The following is a 21,431-nucleotide window of genomic DNA, read 5'->3' as shown; positions in this document are numbered from 1 at the left end:
ATGGCAAACATTGCTTCTACATCTGCAAGCGCCGGCAGTGATCTGACGGCGCGGGCCCTGCGCGAGGCTGTCTTCGCGGGCCTTATCTCTCTCGGCCTCTTCGTCTTGTTCGTCGGCCTGAAGAGCGACCAGAACATTCGCAACGAGCTGGTCCTCAACCAGCGCTGGGGTCTGCTTGCGATCTTCGTGATCGTCGCCGCCGTCGGCCGGTTCCTGATGGTCGCCTATATCCAGCCGGCAATGGCGCGCCGCAAGGCCGCCAAGGCCGAAGCGGAGGAGGTCGTTAGGGAAGAGAGCTTCTTCAAGCGCAATTTCTCGAAGATCGCGATCATTGCGCTCGTTCTCTATCCGCCTGTGATCGTGGCGCTCGTCGGTGCGCAGGGCTCGCTGAAGTGGGTCGACAATTTCGGCGTCCAGATCCTGATCTACGTGATGCTCGCCTGGGGCCTCAACATCGTCGTCGGCCTGGCAGGTCTGCTGGACCTCGGCTATGTCGCCTTCTACGCGGTGGGTGCCTATTCCTACGCGCTGCTGTCGACTTATTTCGGGCTCTCCTTCTGGGTTCTGCTGCCGGTTGCCGGTATTCTCTCGGCCTGCTGGGGCATGGTCCTCGGATTCCCGGTCTTGCGGCTAAGGGGTGACTACCTGGCGATCGTCACGCTCGCCTTCGGGGAAATCATACGGCTTGTCCTCATAAACTGGACCGAAGTGACCAAGGGAACGTTCGGCGTCTCCGGCATCGCCAAGGCGACCCTGTTCGGCATCAAGTTCGACGCTTCCAAGGATGGTTTTGCAGCGATGATGGGGCTCCCCATGTCGTCGGCCTACTACAAGATCTTCCTGTTCTATTTGATCCTTGGCCTTTGCATGCTGACGGCCTTCGTCACCATCCGCCTTCGCCGGATGCCGATCGGCCGCGCCTGGGAAGCGCTGCGCGAGGACGAGATCGCCTGCCGCTCGCTCGGCATCAACACGGTCACGACAAAGCTTACCGCCTTTGCAACGGGCGCCATGTTCGGCGGCATCGCAGGTTCGTTCTTCGCCGTGCGCCAGGGTTTCGTCTCGCCGGAATCCTTCGTGTTCCTCGAATCCGCGGTCATTCTGGCGATCGTTGTTCTCGGTGGCATGGGTTCGCTCACCGGTATCGCCATCGCCGCGGTGGCGATGATCGGCGGCACGGAAATCCTGCGCGAGCTTTCCTTCCTGAAGGCGATCTTCGGACCGGACTTCACGCCTGAACTCTACCGTATGCTGATCTTCGGCCTGGCGATGGTCGTCGTGATGGTCTGGAAGCCGCGCGGTTTTGTCGGCTCGCGTGAGCCGACAGCGTTCCTGCGCGAACGCAAGGCGATCTCCGGCAGCTTCACCAAGGAAGGGCATGGCTGATGGCCCTCGAGACAACGACAATGACAAAAGATCCCATTCTCTCGGTTGAGCACCTGTCGATGCGCTTCGGCGGTCTCATGGCCATCAACGACTTCTCCTTCGAAGCCTATCGCGGTGACATCACCGCGCTGATCGGCCCGAACGGAGCCGGCAAGACCACGGTGTTCAACTGCATCACCGGCTTCTACAAGCCGACCATGGGCATGATCACCATGAAGCAGAAGTCCGGTAAGGAATATCTGCTGGAGCGCCTGCCGGATTTCGAGATCACCAAGCACGCCAAGGTCGCGCGCACCTTCCAGAACATCCGGATGTTCTCCGGCCTGACGGTGCTGGAAAACCTGCTGGTCGCACAGCACAACAAGCTGATGCAGGCGTCGGGCTATACCTTCCTCGGACTGCTCGGCTTTCCCGCCTACAAGCAGGCCTCGAAAGAATCGATCGAATTTGCCCGCCATTGGCTGGAAAAGGCGTCGCTGGTCGATCGTGCCGACGACCCGGCCGGCGATCTGCCCTATGGCGCCCAGCGGCGGCTCGAAATCGCCCGCGCCATGTGCACCGGACCGGAACTCCTATGCCTTGACGAGCCGGCAGCCGGTCTCAATCCGCGTGAATCGCTGGCGCTCAACGAGTTGCTGCAGGGTATCCGCGGCGAAACCGGCACCTCGATCCTGTTGATCGAGCACGACATGTCGGTGGTGATGGAGATTTCCGACCACGTGGTCGTTTTGGAATACGGCCAGAAGATTTCCGACGGCAACCCGGATTTCGTGAAGAACGATCCGAGGGTCATTGCGGCCTATCTGGGTGTCGAGGATGAAGAGGTTGAAGAGGTGATCGAAGAAATCGAGGAAATCGAAGGCGGACAGGGAGGATCCAAGCCATGAGCGCGCCTCTGCTGCAAGTAAAGGCCGTCGAGACCTACTACGGCAATATCCGGGCGCTGAACGGCGTCGACGTCGAAGTGCATCGCGGTGAAATCGTCTGCCTGATCGGCGCCAACGGCGCTGGCAAGTCGACGCTGATGATGACGATCTGCGGCAGCCCGCAGGCGCGCACCGGCGCGGTCATGTTCGAAGGTGAGGAAATTACCCGCATGCCGACGCACGAGATCGCGCGTCTTCGCATCGCGCAGTCGCCGGAAGGCCGTCGCATTTTTCCGCGCATGACCGTATTCGAAAACCTGCAGATGGGCGCAAGCCTCGACAACCTCAAACATTTCAACGAGGACGCCGAGAAGGTGTTCTCGCTGTTCCCGCGACTTAAGGAGCGCCAGGCTCAACGCGGCGGTACGCTTTCGGGCGGCGAGCAGCAGATGCTGTCGATCGCCCGCGCGCTGATGGCGCGCCCGAAGCTCCTTTTGCTGGACGAGCCATCGCTCGGCCTGGCGCCGCTGATCGTTAAGGGCATCTTCGAAGCCATCAAGAAGCTGAACAAGGAAGAGGGACTGACCGTGTTCCTCGTCGAGCAGAATGCGTTCGGCGCCTTGAAGCTTTCCGACCGCGGTTACGTGATGGTCAACGGCCGCGTGACGATGAGCGGCTCGGGCAAGGAACTGCTCGCCAATCCGGAAGTCCGCGCGGCCTATCTCGAAGGCGGCCGCCATTGATGCGCCGCATCTGGAGTTTGTGACATGCAGGGTATTCTCTACGAAGAAGTGTCGGTCTGGCAGTTTCTTTTCATCACCTGTGTTCTGGGCGGCTGGACCGCGTGGAGAACGGGAAAGAGCGTCGCCGAGGGCTGGGAGGAGCTTCCGCGCCTCTTCGTCTATGTGGCGCTGCTGGGGCTTGGGATCCGCTTCGTGCACCACGCCCTGTTCGGAGGCACGATGTTCAGTCTGCATTACTATATCGTGGACACGGTCGTACTTTTGTTGTTTGCTACCGCAGGTTTCCGGTACTACCGGACCAAGCAAATGACCAATAACTACTATTGGCTCTATGAGAAGGCTTCGCCTTTCTCCTGGAAAGCCAAATAATGGGAACAGCGCGCGCCGGCCGCCGCGGCCGGTGCGAAAGAAATACCGGCGCGAATTACGGTGGGCATTGCGCAGGTTGGTAACGAGACCCGCTCGGATAATTGGGAGTAACAAAATGAAAAAGTCTCTTCTGTCGGCCGTTGCGCTGTCGGCAATGGTCGCTTTCAGCGGCACCGCATGGGCTGATATTCTCGTTGGCGTTGCTGGCCCGCTGACCGGCCCGAACGCTGCGTTCGGTGCACAGCTGCAGAAAGGTGCCGAACAGGCTGCTGCAGACATCAATGCTGCCGGCGGTATCAATGGGGAACAGATCAAGGTTGTACTCGGCGACGACGTTTCCGACGCCAAGCAGGGCGTTTCGGTCGCCAACAAGTTCGTCGCTGACGGCGTGAAGTTCGTTGTCGGCCACTTCAACTCGGGCGTGTCCATCCCGGCTTCGGAAGTCTATGCCGAAAACGGCATTCTCCAGGTAACGCCGGCTTCCACCAACCCGCAGTTCACCGAGCGCGGCCTCTGGAACACCTTCCGCACTTGCGGTCGTGACGACCAGCAGGGCGCAGTTGCCGGCGCCTTCCTTGCCGCCAACCACAAGGACGCCAAGATCGCCGTCATTCACGACAAGACCCCTTATGGTCAGGGCCTTGCCGACGAAACCAAGAAGTCGATGAACGAAGCCGGCCTCAATGAAGCCCTCTATGAAGGCATCAACACCGGCGACAAGGACTTCTCGGCCCTCATCGCCAAGATGAAGGAAGCCGGCGTCTCGATCGTCTACTACGGCGGTCTGCACACCGAAGCTGGCCTGATCATGCGCCAGATGAAGGACCAGGGCCTCAAGGCTACCCTGATGTCGGGCGACGGTATCGTTTCGAACGAACTGGCCTCGATCGCAGGCGACGCTGTTGACGGCACGCTGATGACGTTTGCTCCGGATCCGCGCAAGAACCCGGCTGCCAAGGAACTCGTCGAGAAGTTCCGCGCCGCCGGCTTCGAACCGGAAGCCTACACGCTCTACGCCTACGCTGCTCTGCAGGTTGTCGCCGAAGCTGCCAAGGCTGGCGGCACGACCGATCCGCAGGCCGTTGCCGAAGCGATCAAGGCCAAAGGCCCGTTCAAGACCGCAATTGGCGAACTCGGCTATGACGAAAAGGGCGACATCACCCGTCCGGACTACGTCATGTACACCTGGAAGAAGGGTGAAGACGGCAAGTACAGCTACTTCGAAAACGAGTAAATCTCGCTTCGAGGTTCGTTGAACCACGTCAGAACTTCGAAAGCCCGGCGAGCGATCGCCGGGCTTTTTGTTTCTGGACGGGTGTTAACGGGGATGGCGATGATTCTCGTCGGACTTCGCCTCGGCAAGGCATTGCACCGGGCCTCTTTCGTTGGGCCGCGCGGGCTGTCTCTCGCCGTCATTTCGTGCACTATCGCCGAACGATTCTGTTTTTAGAGGTTGTCCCATGAGTTCCAAGCCGCGCATTCTCGTCACCCGCCGTTGGCCCGAAGCGGTGGAGCGCGTGCTGGCCGAGCGGTTTGATGTCGTCTTGAACGAGAGCGACGTACCGATGTCGGCCGATCAGCTGGCAAAGGCGCTGCGCGACTTTGACGCGGTGCTGCCGACGGTCTCCGACCGCCTGCCGGCAAGCCTGTTCGACGGCGGCGACATCAGGGCAAAGATCCTCGGCAACTATGGTGTCGGTTACAACCACATCGATGTTGCCGCCGCCAAGGCCGCAAACATCGCCGTTACCAACACGCCCGGCGTTCTGACCGATTGCACTGCCGATATCGCCATGACGCTGCTGCTTGCCGTCGCGCGGCGTGCGGGCGAAGGGGAGCGTCAGATCAGGGCCGGCGAATGGACCGGCTGGCGGCCGACCCACATGATTGGCAGCAAGGTGACCGGCAAGACGCTGGGGATCATCGGTTTCGGCCGCATCGGCAAGGCGATGGCAAAACGCTGCCATTTCGGGTTCGACATGGAGGTGGTGTTCTACAACCGCTCGCGTGTCGATGCGGCGGAAGCCGCACGCTATGGCGCGCGCCAGCTCGGTACCGTCGACGAGGTGCTTGCGATTGCGGATTTCGTCTCGTTGCACTGCCCCGGCGGTGGCGAGAACCGGCACCTCATCAATGCCGAGCGGCTGGCGATGATGAAAAAGGGCGCCTATCTCGTCAACACCGCGCGCGGCGATGTGGTCGACGAGCCGGCGTTGATCGAGGCGCTGAAGAACGGAGTGATCAAAGGCGCCGGCCTCGATGTTTTCGAGGCGGAACCGAATGTGCCGGAGGGCCTGCGGGCGCTCGAAAATGTCGTTCTGCTGCCGCATCTCGGCAGCGCGACCGAGGAGACACGCGTCGCGATGGGCATGAAGGTGGTCGACAACATCACCGCCTTCTTCGAGGGGCGAGAGCCGCCGGATAGGGTCGCCTGAGATGGTGGCTGTTTGATGGGTAAACGCTGCCCATAAAGCAATCACCTTGCCGATTTTCTTTGCAAAACAATAGCTTGACTTGGCGCCTCGGGATGCCGACGATGTCGGCCGATGAACATGAGCAATGCGGCTATCATAGCCCCGCAGCGGGCGTTCGGAAAAGGACGACTGGTCGCGAAAGTGGCCGTCGGTCAAACGCGCGTTGCCGAGCTTTACCAGGAAGGCTGCGCAAAGATTCGGCTGCCGAAAACCTTCGATACTTCGATGGAAGCCGTGCTGATCAACTCGTCGGGTGGGCTCACCGGCGGCGACCGCATGCTCTGGGAGATCGAGGCCGGTGCGGCGACCGAGCTCACCGTCACCACGCAGGCCTGCGAGAAGATCTACAAGGCGAGTGCCGGCACGGTCGATGTCACGACACGCATCGACGTGGCGGCTGGCGCACGCGTCGATTGGCTGCCGCAGGAGACGATCCTGTTCGACCGCGCATCGCTGACACGCTCGCTCGATGTCGAGCTCGAGGACGGCGCGACGTTCCTTGCCGTCGAGGCCGTGCTGCTCGGCCGCAAGGCGATGGGCGAAGCGATGCAGACAGGCCTCTTGCGAGATCGCTGGCGCATTCGCGTCGGCGGCCGGCTGTTGCATGCCGAAAACCTGACCTTTGCCGATGATATCGCCGCTCTTGTCGCCCGGACTGCAGTGCTCGGCGGCAGCGTGGCATTTGCGACGCTGTTCTACACCGGACCGGATTGTGAATTGCTGCTGCCGCGGCTGCGCGCACTCCTCGAAACGCAAGTGGGGGCGGGCGTCAGCCACATCAAGCTCGGTGGTCGCGACAAGCTGGTTGCGCGCTTTGCTGCCGCGGACGGCTTCTCGCTCAGAAAAATCCTCATCCCGGTCATTTCGCACTTGCGCAAGCAAGAGACAGTGCCGAAAGTCTGGGTCCTCTAATCCACAATCAAACCGGTGGCGACGCATGAATCTTACCCCGCGCGAAAAGGACAAGCTGTTGATTTCCATGGCTGCGATGGTTGCCCGCCGCCGCCTGGAGCGCGGAGTCAAGCTTAATCATCCAGAGGCGATCGCGCTGATTACCGACTTCGTTGTCGAAGGTGCGCGTGACGGCCGATCGGTCGCGGAGCTGATGGAGGCGGGCGCCCATGTGATCACCCGTGCACAGGTGATGGAGGGGATCGCGGAGATGATCCACGACATCCAGGTGGAGGCGACCTTCCCTGACGGTACCAAGCTCGTCACTGTGCACGAACCGATCCGCTGAGGAGGCTGAGACATGTTGGCACTGCGTCCGAACTGCGAATGCTGCGACAAGGATCTGCCGCCAGAGAGCCGCGACGCGATGATCTGCACCTTCGAGTGCACCTTTTGCGTCGATTGTGTCGAAGGCACGCTCGGTGGCACCTGCCCGAACTGCGGCGGCGAGTTTACCCGGCGCCCGGTACGCCCGGCCGCGCTGCTTGTGAAATATCCGGCATCGACCGAACGGGTGCTGAAGCCGCTCGGCTGCGCCGACGTCGACGCGGCCTGACAAGGGAGAGGGAACTCAGATGATCCCAGGGGAAATCATTGCCGCAAGCGGCGATATCGAACTCAACCACGGGCTTGAGACGGTGACGATCGAGGTCTCCAATACCGGCGACCGGCCGGTGCAGGTCGGCAGCCACTATCACTTTGCCGAGACCAATGCCGGGCTCGACTTCGATCGCAGTGCCGCCCATGGCAAACGACTGGACATTCCCGCAGGCACCGCCGTCCGCTTCGAGCCGGGACAGAAAAGACAGGTCACGCTCATCCCGCTTTCGGGCAAGCGCGAGGTTTTTGGTTTCCGCCAGCAGGTCATGGGAAAGCTTTGAGCATGATGATGCGAACGACGCTTATCGCGAGCGCCTTGCTGCTGGCGGCCATGCCCGCGCTGGCGCAGGAGGATGATGTCGATTGCGCCAATGCAATGACGCAGGCGGATATGAACATCTGCTCCAACAAGGATTATGAGGCGGCCGACGCTGAACTCAACACGGTCTACAAGCAGACCGTTGCGGCGATGCGGGCCAAGGACAAGGAACTGGGTGACATCAGCGCCGACTATGTCGGCGCGGAGGAGGCGTTGAAGAAGGCGCAGCGCGCCTGGATCGGCTACCGCGACGGCCAGTGCGAGCTTGCCGGCTTCGAAGCGCGCGGCGGATCGATGGAGCCGATGCTGGTATCCGGCTGCCTGGCGCAGCTGACTGCGGCCCGCACCACGGAACTCAAAGAGCTGCTCGAGCCCACGGAAAACTAGCGCTGATGTCTGGCCGCACCATCATGATCGTGGGGAATGGAGAAGTGCCGGAAGGCGCTGCGGCAACGATCGATACGGCCGATGTCGTCATTCGTTTCAACGATTGCCGTTCTGTCGGCACCGGCGGGGCGAGGACCGATATCGTCGCCGTCTGCAATACTGGCCGGCCGGCGCTTGCCATGCTTGGTGGCGGGCGCTGGAAGAACAGCGCCGCCGTGCGGCAGGCACGCGAGATCTGGAGCGTTCGGTCGGCTGAAAAGTTTGCCGGCATGCGCGCGGCACTGGCCGAAACGCATCCGGATCTCGACGACTTCTGCGACGACTACACTTGCGGTTTCGAGAGTTTTACAACGGCGACCGGCCGGGTGCATCGGGTCGTCCCCCTCGCAGCGCACGAGCAGCTGGACCGGGATCTGTCGCGGTTCGCGCCCACGCCTTATGTCGTGCCGTCGAGCGGCATGGTCGTGATTGCCGACGTGCTTTCCGGTTTTGCATCGGCCGACGATCTGGTCGTTCTGGCTGGCTTCGGCCATGTCGGTTGGGAGTGGCATCCCTTTGCCGCCGAGCGCCGGTACGTCGACGCACTTGCGGCCGAGGGCCGTCTTCGCCGTCTTTCCCCTTCTTCTTCAGACTTGTCCCAAGGAGCCTGAACCCATGCCCTACAAAATGTCGCGCGCGGCCTATGCCAACATGTTCGGCCCGACGGTCGGCGACAAGGTTCGGCTGGCCGACACGGAACTGTTCATCGAGGTGGAGAAGGATTTCACCACCTATGGCGAAGAAGTGAAGTTCGGCGGCGGCAAGGTGATCCGCGACGGCATGGGCCAAAGCCAGGTGACGCGAGCGGCGGGTGCGGTCGACACCGTGATCACCAACGCGCTGATCGTCGACCACTGGGGCATCGTCAAGGCGGATATCGGGCTGAAGGACGGGCGCATCGCGGCGATCGGCAAGGCCGGCAATCCCGATATGCAGCCTGGCGTGACGATCATCGTCGGTCCGGGCACCGAGGTGATCGCCGGCGAGGGCAAGATCGTCACCGCCGGCGGCATGGACAGCCATATCCACTTCATCTGCCCGCAGCAGATCGAGGAAGCGCTGATGAGCGGGCTCACCTGCATGCTCGGCGGCGGCACGGGGCCGGCGCATGGCACGCTCGCGACCACCTGCACGCCCGGGCCCTGGCATCTCGCCCGCATGATCGAGGCTGCGGACGCCTTCCCGATGAACCTTGCCTTTGCCGGCAAGGGCAATGCCTCGCTGCCCGCCGCGCTGGTCGAGATGGTGCTTGCGGGCGCGACCTCGCTGAAGCTGCACGAGGATTGGGGCTCGACGCCGGCTGCCGTCGACTGCTGCCTTGGTGTTGCCGACGAGTACGATGTGCAGGTGATGATCCACACCGACACGTTGAACGAGAGCGGTTTCGTCGAGGACACGATCGCGGCGATCAAGGGCCGCACGATCCATGCCTTCCACACGGAAGGGGCGGGTGGCGGCCATGCGCCGGATATCATCAAGATCTGCGGCCAGCCGAACGTCATTCCGTCGTCGACCAACCCGACCCGACCCTACACCAAGAACACGCTGGCCGAGCACCTGGATATGCTGATGGTCTGCCATCACCTGTCGCCGTCGATCCCCGAGGATATCGCCTTTGCCGAAAGCCGGATCCGTAAGGAGACGATCGCCGCCGAAGACATCCTGCACGATATCGGTGCGTTCTCGATCATCTCGTCCGATAGCCAGGCGATGGGCCGCGTCGGCGAGGTGGCGATCCGCACCTGGCAGACGGCCGACAAGATGAAGCGCCAGCGCGGCGCGCTGCCGCAGGAAACCGGCGACAACGACAATTTCCGGGTCAAACGCTATATCGCCAAATACACCATCAACCCGGCGATCGCCCATGGCCTCAGCCATGAGATCGGTTCGCTCGAAGTCGGCAAGCGCGCCGACCTCGTCCTCTGGAAACCGGCCTTCTTCGGCGTCAAGCCCGACATGGTGCTGATCGGCGGAACGATCGCCGCAGCACCGATGGGCGACCCCAACGCCTCGATCCCGACGCCGCAGCCGGTGCACTACCGGCCGATGTTCGGCGCCTATGGCAAGAGCCGCACGAACTCCTCCGTCACCTTCGTCTCGCAGGCCTCGCTCGATGGCGGGTTGGCGGCCAGGCTCGGCGTTGCCAAACAGCTCGTCGCCGTCAAGAACACCCGCGGCGGCATCGGCAAGGCATCGATGATCCACAACAACCTGACGCCGCATGTCGAGGTCGATCCGGAGACCTACGAAGTGCGGGCCGATGGCGAGCTCCTCACCTGCGAGCCGGCGACGGTTCTGCCGATGGCGCAGCGTTATTTCCTGTTCTGAGCGGCAAACGATTTTGTCTCGAAAAAGCGGTAGCTGGCGGGCCTTCAAGTGGACCGCCTACGGGGTGTCGGGTCTTGTCCTGGCAGTCGTCCTCGGGATGGTCGTGCCGCGACCGCTGTTGCCGAAGACGGCCACGGCCGCTGCGGTTGAGCCGGCTGTTACCGGCGAACGCGTCCTGATCCTCGCCAGTCCGATCCACACCGATATCGCCATTCCCCTCAATGACGAGACGCGGACGCGGTTTGCCTTCGCCGGCGAGGCAGGCGTGCCTCTGGATCACCCGGAGGCGCGATGGCTGATCTTCGGCTGGGGTGGCCGCTCGTTCTACCTGGAAACGCCGACATGGTCGGAGCTGAAGCCAATGCCGGTCTTGAGGGCGCTGGCGCTCGACCGTTCCGTTATGCATGTCGATATTGCCGGGGCGATCGTCGAACCCCAGCCGTCGGTTACGAGCGTTGACCTCAAGCGCGCCGAGTTCGAGAAGCTGATGACGTTCATCTCCGGAAGCTTTGCCAGGAACGGCGGCGCCGTCTTTCCGATCGAGGGCTTTTCCTATGGTTATGCCGACCGCTTCTTTGAGGCGGAGGGCAGCTTCAATGCACTGTTTGGATGCAACACCTGGACGGCGCGGGCATTGAGAGAAGCCGGACTGCAGACGGGGTTCTGGAATCCCTTGCCTTCCACTCTTGGCCTGTCCCTGCGGCTACACAACTGAGACATTGTCCGCGCCGGTTCGGGATCGCCACAGGCATGCGCTTGTCGCATGTCTGCCATGCGCGGGTGTGAATCGACGCCTTTCGTGCTGCACCGCAGCGGAATTTCCGGTAGGAAACGAGCTGATATTTTCCTCGATCGCGACTGTTCTCCCAAGGCCGCTCGCAATCGAGTGCCTGCACTGAAGGAGATGACCATGCTCGGCAGAAAAGTACCCTCCGTAACGTTCCGCACCCGCGTTCGCGATGAAGCCGTCGGCGGCTCCAACCCGTTCCGTTGGCACGACGTTTCCTCCGACGATTACTTCGCCGGCAAGCGTGTCGTGTTGTTTTCGCTGCCGGGCGCCTTCACGCCCACCTGCTCGACCTTCCAGCTGCCCGACTTCGAAAAGCTGACGGCCGAGTTCCGCTCCGAAGGCGTTGACGAAATCTACTGCATCTCGGTCAACGACGCCTTCGTGATGAACGCCTGGGGCAAGTCGCAGAGCCTCGAGAACGTCAAGCTGATCCCCGATGGCTCGGGCGAGTTCACCCGCAAGATGGGCATGCTCGTCGCCAAGGATAATCTCGGCTTCGGCATGCGCTCCTGGCGCTATGCTGCCGTTGTCAACAACGGTGTCGTCGAACAGTGGTTCGAAGAGGAAGGCTACTCCGACAATTGCGACAGCGATCCCTACGGCGTTTCCTCGCCGCAGAACATTCTCGAGACGCTGAAGTCGCAGAAGCTCGCAGCCTGATCCGGCTGACGACGGATCGATTTTTGAAACCCCGGTGCTAGCGCCGGGGTTTTTTCTTGCTACAGTGCCAGGCAGAAAAGATGTCGAGGGTTCAATGGTTTACATTATTGCATATCTGACGGCGCACCCGGGCAAGGGCGTGGAAATCCTGGCGCTGGCCGAGCCCCTGATCGAAGGAACGCGGCGGGAGGCAGGCTGCATCAGCTACGAGCTCTATCAAAAGCCTGCCGATCCCGACGCGCTGGTGTTTGTCGAAACCTGGAAGGACAAGGCCGCGGTCGACGCCCATTTTGCCGAGCCGCATCTGAAGGCGTTCCAGGTCGCGACGGCGGATCTGCTGGTCGAAGCGCGCATCGAGCTCGTGCACCCGGAAAAGGTCGAGGTGCTCTGAGATGCCCTATCGGTCGACCGAGGTACTTTCGCCCGGACCCAGGGACGAGGCGCCGTTGCACAGCATCACCTTGGCCCACGATGCGCGGCATCTGCGCCGCAAGCTGCTGCATCTCGAAAACGACGATGTCGTCATGCTTGACCTGAAGGAAGCGGTGATGCTGGCCGACGGCGACCTGCTGGTGCTCGAGGGTGGCGGTCATATCCGCATCGTTGCGGCATCCGAAGCGCTTTACGAGATCCGTCCGCGCGACCCGTTGCATCTCGTCGAACTGGCCTGGCATCTGGGCAATCGCCACCTCCCGGCGCAGATCGAGACAGGCCGCATCCTGATTTCCCGCGATCCGGTCATTCGGGCGATGCTTGAGGGGCTGGGGGCGGCGGTCGTCGAAATCTCCGAGCCGTTCCATCCGCTGCGCGGCGCTTATCACGCGGCCGGAGGCCACGATCACGGCCACCACCATCACCATGGCTGAACGGGTCGACACGCAGGCGCTGCTTCGCCTCGTGACCTGGCTGTCGCCGGCTTTCCCGGTCGGCGCCTTCTCCTATTCGAACGGGTTGGAGCAGGCAGTTCACGATGGCCATGTCAGCGATATCGAGAGCCTGCGGCTGTGGCTGGAGACGCTTCTTTGCCACGGATCCGGCTGGAACGATGCGGTGCTGCTTGGCGAAGCCTATCGCGGTTTCGGCGAGCCGGTGCAGCTTCAATCCGTGATCGAGCTTGCCGAGGCGATGGCGGCAAGTTGCGAACGGCACATGGAAACCATGCTGCAGGGCGAAGCCTTTCTGGCGGCAGCGCGGCATTGGCCGCACACCGTGCTCGATCGGCTGGGAGAAAGAACCGCCTATCCGGTCGCCGTCGGTGCGGTTGCGGGTGCCCACGCCACAGGCCTCGAGCCGGCGATTGCCGCCTATCTGCATGCGTCCGTATCCAATGCCGTATCGGTGGCCATTCGCTGCGGCGTCACCGGCCAACGTGACGGCGTCGGGCTGATCGCAGCCCTTGAGCCGACCATCGCTGCAGTGGCGCGAAAGGCGAGCGCCGCATCGCTGGAAGACCTTGGCTCGGCCACGATCGCAGCCGATATTTCATCTCTCAGACACGAGACCCTGCATTCGCGGCTGTTCCGCTCGTAAGCGTGCGCGGCCATAGAGCGTTTCCAGTTCGGACGGAGACGTGGAAACGCTCTATCTCTTTGTTTTTACGCGTTTCCTAGCGGAGAAGGTTTCACGCTTTTCCTGGAAATGCTCTAGAAAGGAACGTCACATGGCATCGAAGAATGGTCCCCTGCGTGTCGGCATCGGCGGGCCTGTCGGTTCGGGTAAGACGGCGCTGACGGACAAGCTCTGCAAGGCGATGCGGGAGAATTACTCGGTCGCGGTCGTGACCAACGACATCTACACCAAGGAAGATGCCGAAGCGCTGGTGCGCATGCAGGCGCTGCCGTCGGACCGCATCGTCGGCGTCGAGACCGGCGGATGCCCGCACACGGCTATCCGCGAGGATGCGACAATCAACTTGCAGGCAATCGCCGATCTCAACCGTCGCTTTCCCGATCTCGATATCGTCTTCATCGAATCCGGCGGCGACAATCTGGCCGCCACCTTCTCGCCTGATCTGGCCGACCTGACGATCTATGTCATCTCCGTCTGCCAGGGCGAGGAAATCCCGCGCAAGGGCGGGCCGGGCATCACCAAATCTGACCTGCTTGTCATCAACAAGCGGGATCTGGCGCCCTATGTCGGCGCCGACCTCGACGTCATGGATCGTGACGCGACCCGGATGCGGGCGGAAAAGCCCTTTGTCTTCACCGACATGAAACGCGGCGACGGCGTCAACCGGATCGTCGATTTCCTGACGCTGCACGGCGGGCTTAGCTCGAGGTAGCGCCTGGGTCGAGCCGGGGCCACAGGGAGGAATGGTCGTCCTTCGTGATCGTGGGCGACGAGATTCCGCTTTTGCGTTGTGGCCTGCTGCGACCGGTAGCTAGAGCGCTTCCGATTTAGACGGAACCGCACAAACGCTCTATCTCTTTGTTTTTACGCATTTCCGGACGGAAAACCGCTTCGCACTTTTCCTGGAAATGCTCTAGAACCGTTCCAGCGCCTGACGGTCGTGGATCTCGATCATGCGTCCTTTAACGGTGACGCCGGAGCGGCGAAGAGCCGAAAAGGCCCGCGACAGCGCCTCTGGCGCCAGGCCCAGCTTGCCCGCCAGCACATTCTTCTGGAACGGCAGCCGGAACGAGAAGGTCGTCGAGCCATCCGGGCAGTGACCGAGGATGTAGCTCGCGACCCGCTGTGGCGCCGTCAGAAGACGATCCTCTGCCAGGCAGTCCTCGGCCATCTGGCCATGACGGCAGAGCAGCTCCATCAGCGCCTGGGCAATATCCGGATGCTGCTCGGCGAGCTTGCGCAGATTGCGGCTGTCGAGGCGGGCGATGGTCGAGGACCCGATGGCCTGTGCGTTGGCGGTGGCGCGGTGCCCGAGGAACATGGCGCTTTCACCGAAGAGCTCACCCTTTGGAAAGACGGCGATGTCGGCCTCGCGCCCATCCTTGCCGAGCCGGTAGACGCGCACAAGGCCGGACAGGACGCAGAAGACGCTGTCAATGGGTTCGTCCTGATGAAACAGAATGTCGTGTTCTTCGTGGTTCGTTACGACGGCGCCTTCGAGAACGGCATCGGATGCTGTCGGTGACAGCTTCTCGAAGAAGCGGGAGCCCAGCAGCACCGCTCTGTCATTCGAGTTCAATCGCAAGGTCTTCATCACACCGGCCCTGAGGTAAAGTCTAGAGCGTTTCCGCCTTAGAAGGAGCACGAAAACGCTCTTGCTCCCCGTTTTTACGCATCTCCCGACGAAAAGCTGCTTCGCACTTTCCTGGAAATGCTCTGGTGTCAGGGTAACCGGGCTTTTGAAACGTCAATTGACCTCGATCAAACAATTCTCACAAAAAAGCCCGCACCGGTGGGTGCGGGCCCGATTTTCAGGTGATTTTTGGCCACTATTCGGCAGCGAGCGCCGGATGATTGATTACCTTGCCCGTTTGCTTGCCTTTCGACTGCCCGTCCTCAATCGTTTTCAGGCGCTCTTCCAGGCCCTCGATCGTCTTGCCCTGGTCGTTGACGAATTCGGTCAACGCCTCGCGGTCGAGTGGCAGGTTTTCCTCGTCCTTCTTGCCGACGAGGCGGCCGAAGATCCAGGCGAGCAGGCGCGACAGATCATCCATGATCAGGAAGAAGGACGGTACCACGACGAGGCTGAGGATCGTCGAGACGATGATGCCGCCGATGACCGCGATCGCCATCGGCGCCCGGAACGAACCACCTTCGCCGACGCCGAGTGCTGAGGGCAGCATGCCCGCCGACATGGCGATCGAGGTCATGATGATCGGGCGGGCGCGCTTGCGGCCCGCTTCGATCATTGCCTGCGTGCGATCCATGCCGTGGTGCATCATCTCGATACCGAAATCGACCAGCAGGATCGCGTTCTTGGTGACGATGCCCATCAGCATGAGGATACCGATCAGAACCGGCATCGACAGCGAGTTCTGCGTCAGGATCAGGCCGGCAGCGACACCGCCCATGGCAAGCGGCAGCGAGAACAGGATGGTGAAGGGCTGGATCACATCCTTGAACAGCAGGATCAGCACCACCAGCACCAGCATCAGGCCGAGCAGCATGGCATTGACGAAGCTTTCCTGCATCTCCTCCTCGACCTCGGCGTCACCGCTCTTGAGGAGTTGAACCGTGCTCGGCATCTCGGCATCGTTTGCAATCTGCTCGAACCGTGCAGAGGCGGTGTTCAGCGCCACGCCGATCGGGAGATCGGCGCCAAGTGCAACGACACGGTTGCGATCGTAACGTTTGATCGAACTCGGGCCTTCTGAATAGTTGATATCGGCAACGCTCGACAGCGGCACCGTCAAGCCCGAAGCGGTCTGGATCTTCAGGTTGCGGATCGCGGCGATATCCGTGCGGAAGTCACGGTTGATCTGGACGCGGATCGGTATGAGCCGACCATCGAGGGCAATCTTCGTCAGCGCCGCGTCGATATCGCCGATTGTGGCAACACGGATGACTTCCGAGATTTGCGCGGTGGTAATGCCAAGGCGTGACATCTGCTCGTCACGCGGACGGATCTGCAACTCTGGACGGGGCAGGGCGCCGTCAGGGCTGACATTGGCCAGGAGTGGATCGCTGCGCAGCTTGGCTTCGAGAATTGCAACGGCCTGGTCCAGATCCGTCTCGTTGTTCGAGAGCAGGTTGAAGGACAGCTCTCGCTCACCGCGGTCGTTGAGCTTGATGACCCGGACGTCCGGAATATCCCGGACGCGGGCAAAGATTTCCTTTTCGATCTGGGCCTGAGGAATGATGCGGCCATCTGGCTCAAGCTTCGGCAGGTATTGGCCGATGACCGGCAGGCCGCCAATGACGTCGTTGACGATCTTGTTGAGAAGCGAGTGGTCGCGCTTTTCCAGCAGCACCGTCACGGTAGCCCGGCGCAGTTCCAGGTCGCCCTTGGGTGAGGCACCGCCGAGCACGAAGACGCTGTCCACGCCCTCGAGGTCCTTGACCCTCTCATAGATCTGCGCGGTCGTGCGGTCCGTGTCTTCGAGCATGGCATCCGGGGCCAGTTCGACGGAGAGGCTGACGCGCGACGTGTCGTCCGGGGGCAGGAAGCCGCCGGGCACGAACAGGAACAGCGCGGCCATGGAGGCCACGGTGACGCCGATGGCGATGAGCACCGTTAGGTAGCGCATGTACCAGCGCTTCGTGGTTGCATGAACCAGGCGCGTATACTTGCGCATCAGGTAGCCGTCTTCGAGATGATGTCCATCAAGTTTGGATGGACGCATCAGATAGGCGGCCATGACGGGCGTGATCAGCCGTGCAACCAGCAGCGAGAAGAACACCGAGACGGCGACAGTCAGGCCGAACTGGATGAAGTACTGGCCAACGATGCCCGGCATGAACGACACCGGTATGAACACCGCGATGATCGTGAACGTGGTCGCGATAACCGCAAGGCCGATTTCGTCTGCTGCTTCGATCGCCGCCCGATAGGGCGACTTGCCCATATGGATATGCCGCTCGATGTTCTCGATCTCGACGATCGCGTCATCGACGAGAATGCCGGTCGCCAGCGTCAGCGCCAGGAAGCTGACGAGATTGAGCGAGAAGCCGAGCAGTTCCATGACCCAGAAGGTCGGTACCGCCGAGAGCGGCAGGGCGACGGCGCAAATCAGCGTGGCGCGCCAGTTTCGCAGGAACAGCATGACGACGATGACGGCAAGCAGTGCGCCTTCCATCAGCGTATGCAGGGCCGCTTCATAGTTGCCGTAGGTGAAGTAGACGGAATCGTCGACCATCTCGATGGTGACGTCAGGGTTGGCCGCGCGGATCTTTTCCAGCGACTTGGCAACGGTTTCGGCAACGCTGACTTCACTGGCACCCTTGGCCCGGAAGACCGCGAAGGTGACGCCGGGATTGCCGTTGAAGCGCGAAAAGGAGCGGGGCTCCTCATAGGTATCGGTCACGGTGCCGAGTTCGGAAAGACGCACGAAGCGACCGCTTGGCACCGAGATCATCGTGTTGGCAAGCTGGTCGACATTGCGGGCGTCGCCGAGCGTACGGATCGCCTGTTCGCTGCCGCCCACCTGACCGCGGCCGGAGCCCAGGTCCATGTTCATGCGTCGAAGCTGGCCATTGACGTCGGCGGCGGTGATCCCCAGCGAATTCAGCTTGTCCTCGCTAAGCTCGACGCGAACCTCGCGGTCGGCACCGCCGTAGCGATCGACCCGGCCGATGCCGCTCTTGCCCTGAATTTCGCGCTTGATGACGTCGTCAACGAACCACGAGAGTTCTTCCAGCGACATGCCCGGTGCAGAGACGGAGAAGCTCTGGATCGCCTGGCCTTCGACGTCGACCTTGGAGACGATGGGCTCTTCGATCGAGGTGGGCAGGTCGCCGCGGATGCGGTCGATGGCGTCCTTGACGTCCTGGACGGCCTGGGTCGTGGGTACTTCCATACGGAAGATCACGGCCGTGGTCGATGTGCCGTCGTTGATCGTCGACTGGATATGGTCGACGCCGGTGACGCTGGCGACCGCGTCCTCGATTTCCTTGGTGACCTGGGTTTCGAGTTCGGCCGGCGAGGCACCGCTCTGCGCCACGCTGATCGACACGATCGGCACGTCGATGTTGGGGAAGCGGGTGATCGGCAGGCTGAAGAACGACTGATAGCCGAGCACCAGCAGCACGAAGAAGGCGAGGATCGGAGCGATCGGATTTCGGATGGACCAGGCTGAGAAGTTCATGGTCACGGTTCCTGTCAGTTGGTCGCTGGTTGCGCTGGTTTGACGGGGTTGATGCGGTCGCCGTCGCGCACATAGGCGCCGGCCCTGGCGACAACCTCTTCGCCGGCCTTCAACCCCTCGACCACCTCGACGAACTTGCCATCGGAGATGCCGGTCGTCACCGGGATGATGTTGACCACACCGTTGTCGACCTTGCGCACGATGGTCTTGCCGTTCTCATTGGTAACCGCCGTTTGCGGCAGAACGACAGCTGTTTTCTCTTCGGCGGTGATGATGGCGCTGGCATACATGCCGGAGCGTGCCTTGGCGGTGTCCTTGAGGCTGATGAACACGGTGCCGAGCCGGGAAACGGGATCGACCGTCGGGGCGATCAGGCGGATGGCGCCCTCGACCTTGGTGTTCCCGCCGGCAAGCGTGATCGTCGCCGGCTGGCCGACGGCAAGCTTGATGATGTCGGCTTCGGCGACATCCGCTTTCATCTCGATCGCGCCATCGCGGATCATCGCAAACAGCGGTTCGCCGCTGCCATTGGCGATCGCACCGATCTTGGCGTTCTTGGCGGAAATGACGCCGGCGACCGGGGCCTTGACCTCGGTGCGGGTGAGGCGAAGATCGATGTCGTCGATCTGGGACTGCGCCACCTTGATATCGGCCTTGGAGACCGCAGCGGCCTGTTCGGCGGAGCGGACCCGGGCACGGGTGGCCGCGGCAAGAGCGCGGACGCGATCGGCTTCCGCCGTCGAAACGGTGCCGTTCTTGGCAAGCTCCGCGTTGCGATCGCTGACGCGTGTCGCTTCTTCGGAATTGGCCTTTGCTTCGCTAAGTTGAGCGGTGAGCTGCGCCAGCCCGGCTTCCGCCTTGGCGAGCGCCGCTTCGAGCTGGCTCTTTTCAAGCCGCAGCGCGTCGTCGTTGAGAACCACCAGCACGCTGCCTGCTTCGACCTTGTCGCCGATATCGACATTGAGCGAGCGGATCGACAAGCCCTCGACCAGCGGCGCGACATAGATCTGCTCAACCGCCTGTATCGTCCCGGTTGCAACGACGCGATCGCTGATCGACTGATCGACTGCCTCGGTCACGACGATCGACGGCAGGCTCTGCGCGGGCTGCGCCTTGGCTGGTTCCTCGGCAAATGCACTTGAAAACGGAGCAATCATCATCGCAACGCAAACGCTGAGAGCAGGTAATACTTTCTGAGCCATCGGCTTTACAATCCTGGCAACGGAAACGACATAAAAAGGAACTGTGCCTTCGCAGGCCGGATCCCAATGCAATCAAGCGATTTTCAGTTTCGCCGACGCTTGTCTTCGCGGATTAAGCGAAACAAGGCATAGGCGCACGGCCATTTTCATTCATGCGCCACTCGCACGGTATCAGACCGTGAGCGCGGGCAGGACGGGGAGAGGCTCCCGCAGGCAAACTATTCGGAAAAATCAACTCCTCCGTGTTGCTTGCCTCCAACAAACATCCGCGCCTATGTAATCTTCACATCATCTGCTTACAAGTGCGGTGAAGTGATGGTTCCTCAATATTTCTTCCGTTCTGCAATCTTGGTTGCAATCTCGACACGATCTTGACAATCGAGGCGCATCAACGGCCCGTTGGCCCCGAATTGCCACCCCCACGCCCGGAAATTCGAGGCAACCTTAGCGGGCCATGAAAGGCCTGCACGCAAACGGAAGAGGGCCGCGCGATGGCTGTCGCGCGACCCTCTTCTGTCATTCGGTTTGTTTTCTTCCTACTTCAACGCGGCGTCGGTGATCTCGTGCGTCCAGGCGCCTTCCGGCTCCTTGGAGATGACCGGATCGGAACCGCCCGAAAGCAGCGACTGCACGGTGCGCTTGTAGTCGGCTTCATCCAGGGCGCCGTTCGAACCGGCGGTCAGCTTGGCCACTTCGCCCATCATGCGCTTCTGGTGCTTTTCGGTCTGGGCACCGGTTGAGTCATTCTCGAGAACGATGTCGGCTGCTTCATCCGGGTTCTGTTCGGCATACTTCCAGCCCTTCATCGAGGCGCGCACGAACTTGACTATCTTTTCCTTGAAGGCCGCATCCTTGAGCTTGTCTTCGAGCACGTAGAGGCCATCTTCGAGTGTCGCCACGCCCTGGTCTTCATACTGGAATGTCACGAGATCGTCCGGCTTGATGCCGGCATCGATGACCTGCCAGTACTCGTTGTAGGTCATGGTCGAGATGCAGGCCGCCTGCTTCTGGATCAGCGGATCGACGTTGAAGCCCTGCTTCAGGACGGTCACGCCTTCCGGGCCGCCGTCCGTCGGGATCTTCAGATGCGACATCCACGACAGGAACGGATACTCGTTGCCGAAGAACCAGACGCCAAGCGTGTGTCCCTTGAACTTGTCCGGGCTGGTGACGCCGCTCTCCTTGAGGCAGGTCAGCATCATGCCCGACTTCTTGAACGGCTGAGCGATGTTGACGAGCGGCACGCCCTTTTCGCGGGTGGCAAGGGCTGACGGCATCCAGTCGACGACGACGTCGGCGCCTCCGCCGGCAATCACCTGCGCGGGCGCGATATCCGGGCCGCCGGGCTTGATATCGACGTCGAGCCCTTCTTCTTCGTAGAAGCCCTTGTCCTTGGCGACGTAGTAGCCGGCAAACTGCGCCTGCGTGACCCATTTCAGCTGCAGTGTCACCTTGTCGGCGGCTTCGGCATGGAATGCTGCGAGCGAAAAGACGCCTGCGGCGAGAAGCGATGCAAGTCTCTTGTTCATGTCAGTTCCCTCTTGTTTTTGTTTCATTGTGTTTGAAGTAGGCAATTCGGGACGGAAAACCGTTTCACACTTTTC

The 21,431-nt window shown here is 61.6% G+C and carries 23 protein-coding genes; 19 read left to right on the top strand and 4 right to left on the bottom strand.

What is annotated here, in order from left to right; genetic code table 11:
* The 19 genes from livM (at position 1) to ureG (ending at position 14,193) form a co-directional block, all read left to right on the top strand.
* Positions 1 to 1,386, top strand: coding sequence for a high-affinity branched-chain amino acid ABC transporter permease LivM (gene livM, locus ASD00_RS11095; RefSeq protein ID WP_025428146.1), 1,386 nt, complete (start codon positions 1 to 3; stop codon positions 1,384 to 1,386).
* A complete protein-coding gene (locus tag ASD00_RS11090) occupies positions 1,386 to 2,273 on the top strand; it encodes an ABC transporter ATP-binding protein (protein WP_025428145.1) in 888 nt (295 codons plus the stop codon). Before livM ends, ASD00_RS11090 begins: the two co-directional genes overlap by 1 nt.
* Entirely contained in the window at positions 2,270 to 2,995 is a 726-nt protein-coding gene (locus ASD00_RS11085; RefSeq protein WP_025428144.1) for an ABC transporter ATP-binding protein, read from the top strand. The genes ASD00_RS11090 and ASD00_RS11085 overlap by 4 nt, the downstream gene beginning before the upstream one ends.
* Positions 2,996 to 3,019: 24 nt before the next feature.
* The gene (locus ASD00_RS11080; RefSeq protein ID WP_025428143.1) at positions 3,020 to 3,364 is read left to right on the top strand and encodes a DUF6867 family protein; all 345 of its coding nucleotides are present in this window, start codon (positions 3,020 to 3,022) and stop codon (positions 3,362 to 3,364) included.
* 115 nt (positions 3,365 to 3,479) lie between these two features.
* The gene (locus tag ASD00_RS11075; protein ID WP_025428142.1) at positions 3,480 to 4,598 is read left to right on the top strand and encodes a branched-chain amino acid ABC transporter substrate-binding protein; all 1,119 of its coding nucleotides are present in this window, start codon (positions 3,480 to 3,482) and stop codon (positions 4,596 to 4,598) included.
* 226 nt (positions 4,599 to 4,824) lie between these two features.
* Positions 4,825 to 5,799, top strand: coding sequence for a D-glycerate dehydrogenase (locus tag ASD00_RS11070; RefSeq protein ID WP_057206530.1), 975 nt, complete (start codon positions 4,825 to 4,827; stop codon positions 5,797 to 5,799).
* A gap of 117 nt (positions 5,800 to 5,916) precedes the next feature.
* Positions 5,917 to 6,750 carry an urease accessory protein UreD gene (locus tag ASD00_RS11065; protein WP_025428140.1) on the top strand — a complete coding sequence of 278 codons (834 nt, stop codon included), beginning with the start codon at positions 5,917 to 5,919 and terminating at the stop codon, positions 6,748 to 6,750.
* Positions 6,751 to 6,775: 25 nt separating this feature from the next.
* On the top strand, positions 6,776 to 7,078 hold the full coding sequence (locus tag ASD00_RS11060) for an urease subunit gamma (RefSeq protein WP_025428139.1): 303 nt from the start codon (positions 6,776 to 6,778) through the stop codon (positions 7,076 to 7,078).
* A gap of 12 nt (positions 7,079 to 7,090) precedes the next feature.
* Positions 7,091 to 7,345: a DUF1272 domain-containing protein gene (locus ASD00_RS11055; RefSeq protein ID WP_025428138.1), complete on the top strand. Its 255-nt coding sequence runs from the start codon at positions 7,091 to 7,093 to the stop codon at positions 7,343 to 7,345.
* Between the two features lie 19 nt (positions 7,346 to 7,364).
* Positions 7,365 to 7,670, top strand: a complete 306-nt coding sequence (locus tag ASD00_RS11050; protein WP_025428137.1) for an urease subunit beta — start codon at positions 7,365 to 7,367, stop codon at positions 7,668 to 7,670.
* Positions 7,671 to 7,678: 8 nt separating this feature from the next.
* Positions 7,679 to 8,095: a lysozyme inhibitor LprI family protein gene (locus tag ASD00_RS11045; RefSeq protein ID WP_025428136.1), complete on the top strand. Its 417-nt coding sequence runs from the start codon at positions 7,679 to 7,681 to the stop codon at positions 8,093 to 8,095.
* Between the two features lie 2 nt (positions 8,096 to 8,097).
* Entirely contained in the window at positions 8,098 to 8,745 is a 648-nt protein-coding gene (locus ASD00_RS11040) for a hypothetical protein (RefSeq protein ID WP_025428135.1), read from the top strand.
* 4 nt (positions 8,746 to 8,749) lie between these two features.
* Positions 8,750 to 10,462 carry an urease subunit alpha gene (ureC, locus tag ASD00_RS11035; RefSeq protein ID WP_057206528.1) on the top strand — a complete coding sequence of 571 codons (1,713 nt, stop codon included), beginning with the start codon at positions 8,750 to 8,752 and terminating at the stop codon, positions 10,460 to 10,462.
* Between the two features lie 64 nt (positions 10,463 to 10,526).
* Positions 10,527 to 11,177, top strand: coding sequence for a TIGR02117 family protein (locus ASD00_RS11030; protein ID WP_057206556.1), 651 nt, complete (start codon positions 10,527 to 10,529; stop codon positions 11,175 to 11,177).
* A gap of 195 nt (positions 11,178 to 11,372) precedes the next feature.
* Positions 11,373 to 11,912, top strand: coding sequence for a peroxiredoxin (locus tag ASD00_RS11025; RefSeq protein ID WP_025428132.1), 540 nt, complete (start codon positions 11,373 to 11,375; stop codon positions 11,910 to 11,912).
* Between the two features lie 94 nt (positions 11,913 to 12,006).
* A complete protein-coding gene (locus tag ASD00_RS11020; RefSeq protein WP_057206526.1) occupies positions 12,007 to 12,303 on the top strand; it encodes a putative quinol monooxygenase in 297 nt (98 codons plus the stop codon).
* Between the two features lies 1 nt (position 12,304).
* The gene (gene ureE / locus ASD00_RS11015) at positions 12,305 to 12,778 is read left to right on the top strand and encodes an urease accessory protein UreE (RefSeq protein WP_025428130.1); all 474 of its coding nucleotides are present in this window, start codon (positions 12,305 to 12,307) and stop codon (positions 12,776 to 12,778) included.
* A complete protein-coding gene (locus ASD00_RS11010) occupies positions 12,771 to 13,442 on the top strand; it encodes an urease accessory protein UreF (RefSeq protein WP_025428129.1) in 672 nt (223 codons plus the stop codon). The genes ureE and ASD00_RS11010 overlap by 8 nt, the downstream gene beginning before the upstream one ends.
* Positions 13,443 to 13,572: 130 nt before the next feature.
* The gene (ureG, locus tag ASD00_RS11005) at positions 13,573 to 14,193 is read left to right on the top strand and encodes an urease accessory protein UreG (RefSeq protein ID WP_025428128.1); all 621 of its coding nucleotides are present in this window, start codon (positions 13,573 to 13,575) and stop codon (positions 14,191 to 14,193) included.
* A gap of 201 nt (positions 14,194 to 14,394) precedes the next feature.
* On the opposite strand, the gene ASD00_RS11000 is transcribed toward ureG, so the two are convergent.
* The 4 genes from ASD00_RS11000 to ASD00_RS10985 all read right to left on the bottom strand — a co-directional run bounded on the left by ASD00_RS11000 (position 14,395) and on the right by ASD00_RS10985 (position 21,356).
* Positions 14,395 to 15,075: a Crp/Fnr family transcriptional regulator gene (locus ASD00_RS11000; RefSeq protein WP_025428127.1), complete on the bottom strand. Its 681-nt coding sequence runs from the start codon at positions 15,073 to 15,075 to the stop codon at positions 14,395 to 14,397.
* 235 nt (positions 15,076 to 15,310) lie between these two features.
* Positions 15,311 to 18,625: an efflux RND transporter permease subunit gene (locus ASD00_RS10995; RefSeq protein ID WP_025428126.1), complete on the bottom strand. Its 3,315-nt coding sequence runs from the start codon at positions 18,623 to 18,625 to the stop codon at positions 15,311 to 15,313.
* A 14-nt stretch (positions 18,626 to 18,639) separates the two neighbouring features.
* Positions 18,640 to 19,827 carry an efflux RND transporter periplasmic adaptor subunit gene (locus ASD00_RS10990; protein ID WP_025428125.1) on the bottom strand — a complete coding sequence of 396 codons (1,188 nt, stop codon included), beginning with the start codon at positions 19,825 to 19,827 and terminating at the stop codon, positions 18,640 to 18,642.
* 536 nt (positions 19,828 to 20,363) lie between these two features.
* Positions 20,364 to 21,356, bottom strand: a complete 993-nt coding sequence (locus ASD00_RS10985) for an ABC transporter substrate-binding protein (protein WP_057206524.1) — start codon at positions 21,354 to 21,356, stop codon at positions 20,364 to 20,366.
* Positions 21,357 to 21,431 lie beyond the last annotated feature (75 nt).

The organism is Ensifer sp. Root31 (genome assembly GCF_001424825.1).
GTDB lineage: Bacteria > Pseudomonadota > Alphaproteobacteria > Rhizobiales > Rhizobiaceae > Ensifer > Ensifer canadensis.
Note: the sequence above shows the minus strand (reverse complement) of the source record. Positions and strands in the feature narration are given on the sequence as shown.

Excerpts from the sequence above, each read along its gene's own strand:
- livM (WP_025428146.1), top strand. The coding sequence starts at position 1 with ATGGCAAACATTGCTTCTACATCTGCAAGCGCCGGCAGTGATCTGACG.
- ASD00_RS11090 (WP_025428145.1), top strand. The coding sequence starts at position 1,386 with ATGGCCCTCGAGACAACGACAATGACAAAAGATCCCATTCTCTCGGTT.
- ASD00_RS11085 (WP_025428144.1), top strand. The coding sequence starts at position 2,270 with ATGAGCGCGCCTCTGCTGCAAGTAAAGGCCGTCGAGACCTACTACGGC.
- ASD00_RS11080 (WP_025428143.1), top strand. The coding sequence starts at position 3,020 with ATGCAGGGTATTCTCTACGAAGAAGTGTCGGTCTGGCAGTTTCTTTTC.
- ASD00_RS11075 (WP_025428142.1), top strand. The coding sequence starts at position 3,480 with ATGAAAAAGTCTCTTCTGTCGGCCGTTGCGCTGTCGGCAATGGTCGCT.
- ASD00_RS11070 (WP_057206530.1), top strand. The coding sequence starts at position 4,825 with ATGAGTTCCAAGCCGCGCATTCTCGTCACCCGCCGTTGGCCCGAAGCG.
- ASD00_RS11065 (WP_025428140.1), top strand. The coding sequence starts at position 5,917 with ATGAGCAATGCGGCTATCATAGCCCCGCAGCGGGCGTTCGGAAAAGGA.
- ASD00_RS11060 (WP_025428139.1), top strand. The coding sequence starts at position 6,776 with ATGAATCTTACCCCGCGCGAAAAGGACAAGCTGTTGATTTCCATGGCT.
- ASD00_RS11055 (WP_025428138.1), top strand. The coding sequence starts at position 7,091 with ATGTTGGCACTGCGTCCGAACTGCGAATGCTGCGACAAGGATCTGCCG.
- ASD00_RS11050 (WP_025428137.1), top strand. The coding sequence starts at position 7,365 with ATGATCCCAGGGGAAATCATTGCCGCAAGCGGCGATATCGAACTCAAC.
- ASD00_RS11045 (WP_025428136.1), top strand. The coding sequence starts at position 7,679 with ATGCGAACGACGCTTATCGCGAGCGCCTTGCTGCTGGCGGCCATGCCC.
- ureC (WP_057206528.1), top strand. The coding sequence starts at position 8,750 with ATGCCCTACAAAATGTCGCGCGCGGCCTATGCCAACATGTTCGGCCCG.
- ASD00_RS11025 (WP_025428132.1), top strand. The coding sequence starts at position 11,373 with ATGCTCGGCAGAAAAGTACCCTCCGTAACGTTCCGCACCCGCGTTCGC.
- ASD00_RS11020 (WP_057206526.1), top strand. The coding sequence starts at position 12,007 with ATGGTTTACATTATTGCATATCTGACGGCGCACCCGGGCAAGGGCGTG.
- ureE (WP_025428130.1), top strand. The coding sequence starts at position 12,305 with ATGCCCTATCGGTCGACCGAGGTACTTTCGCCCGGACCCAGGGACGAG.
- ASD00_RS11010 (WP_025428129.1), top strand. The coding sequence starts at position 12,771 with ATGGCTGAACGGGTCGACACGCAGGCGCTGCTTCGCCTCGTGACCTGG.
- ureG (WP_025428128.1), top strand. The coding sequence starts at position 13,573 with ATGGCATCGAAGAATGGTCCCCTGCGTGTCGGCATCGGCGGGCCTGTC.
- ASD00_RS11000 (WP_025428127.1), bottom strand. The coding sequence starts at position 15,075 with ATGAAGACCTTGCGATTGAACTCGAATGACAGAGCGGTGCTGCTGGGC.
- ASD00_RS10995 (WP_025428126.1), bottom strand. The coding sequence starts at position 18,625 with ATGAACTTCTCAGCCTGGTCCATCCGAAATCCGATCGCTCCGATCCTC.
- ASD00_RS10990 (WP_025428125.1), bottom strand. The coding sequence starts at position 19,827 with ATGGCTCAGAAAGTATTACCTGCTCTCAGCGTTTGCGTTGCGATGATG.
- ASD00_RS10985 (WP_057206524.1), bottom strand. The coding sequence starts at position 21,356 with ATGAACAAGAGACTTGCATCGCTTCTCGCCGCAGGCGTCTTTTCGCTC.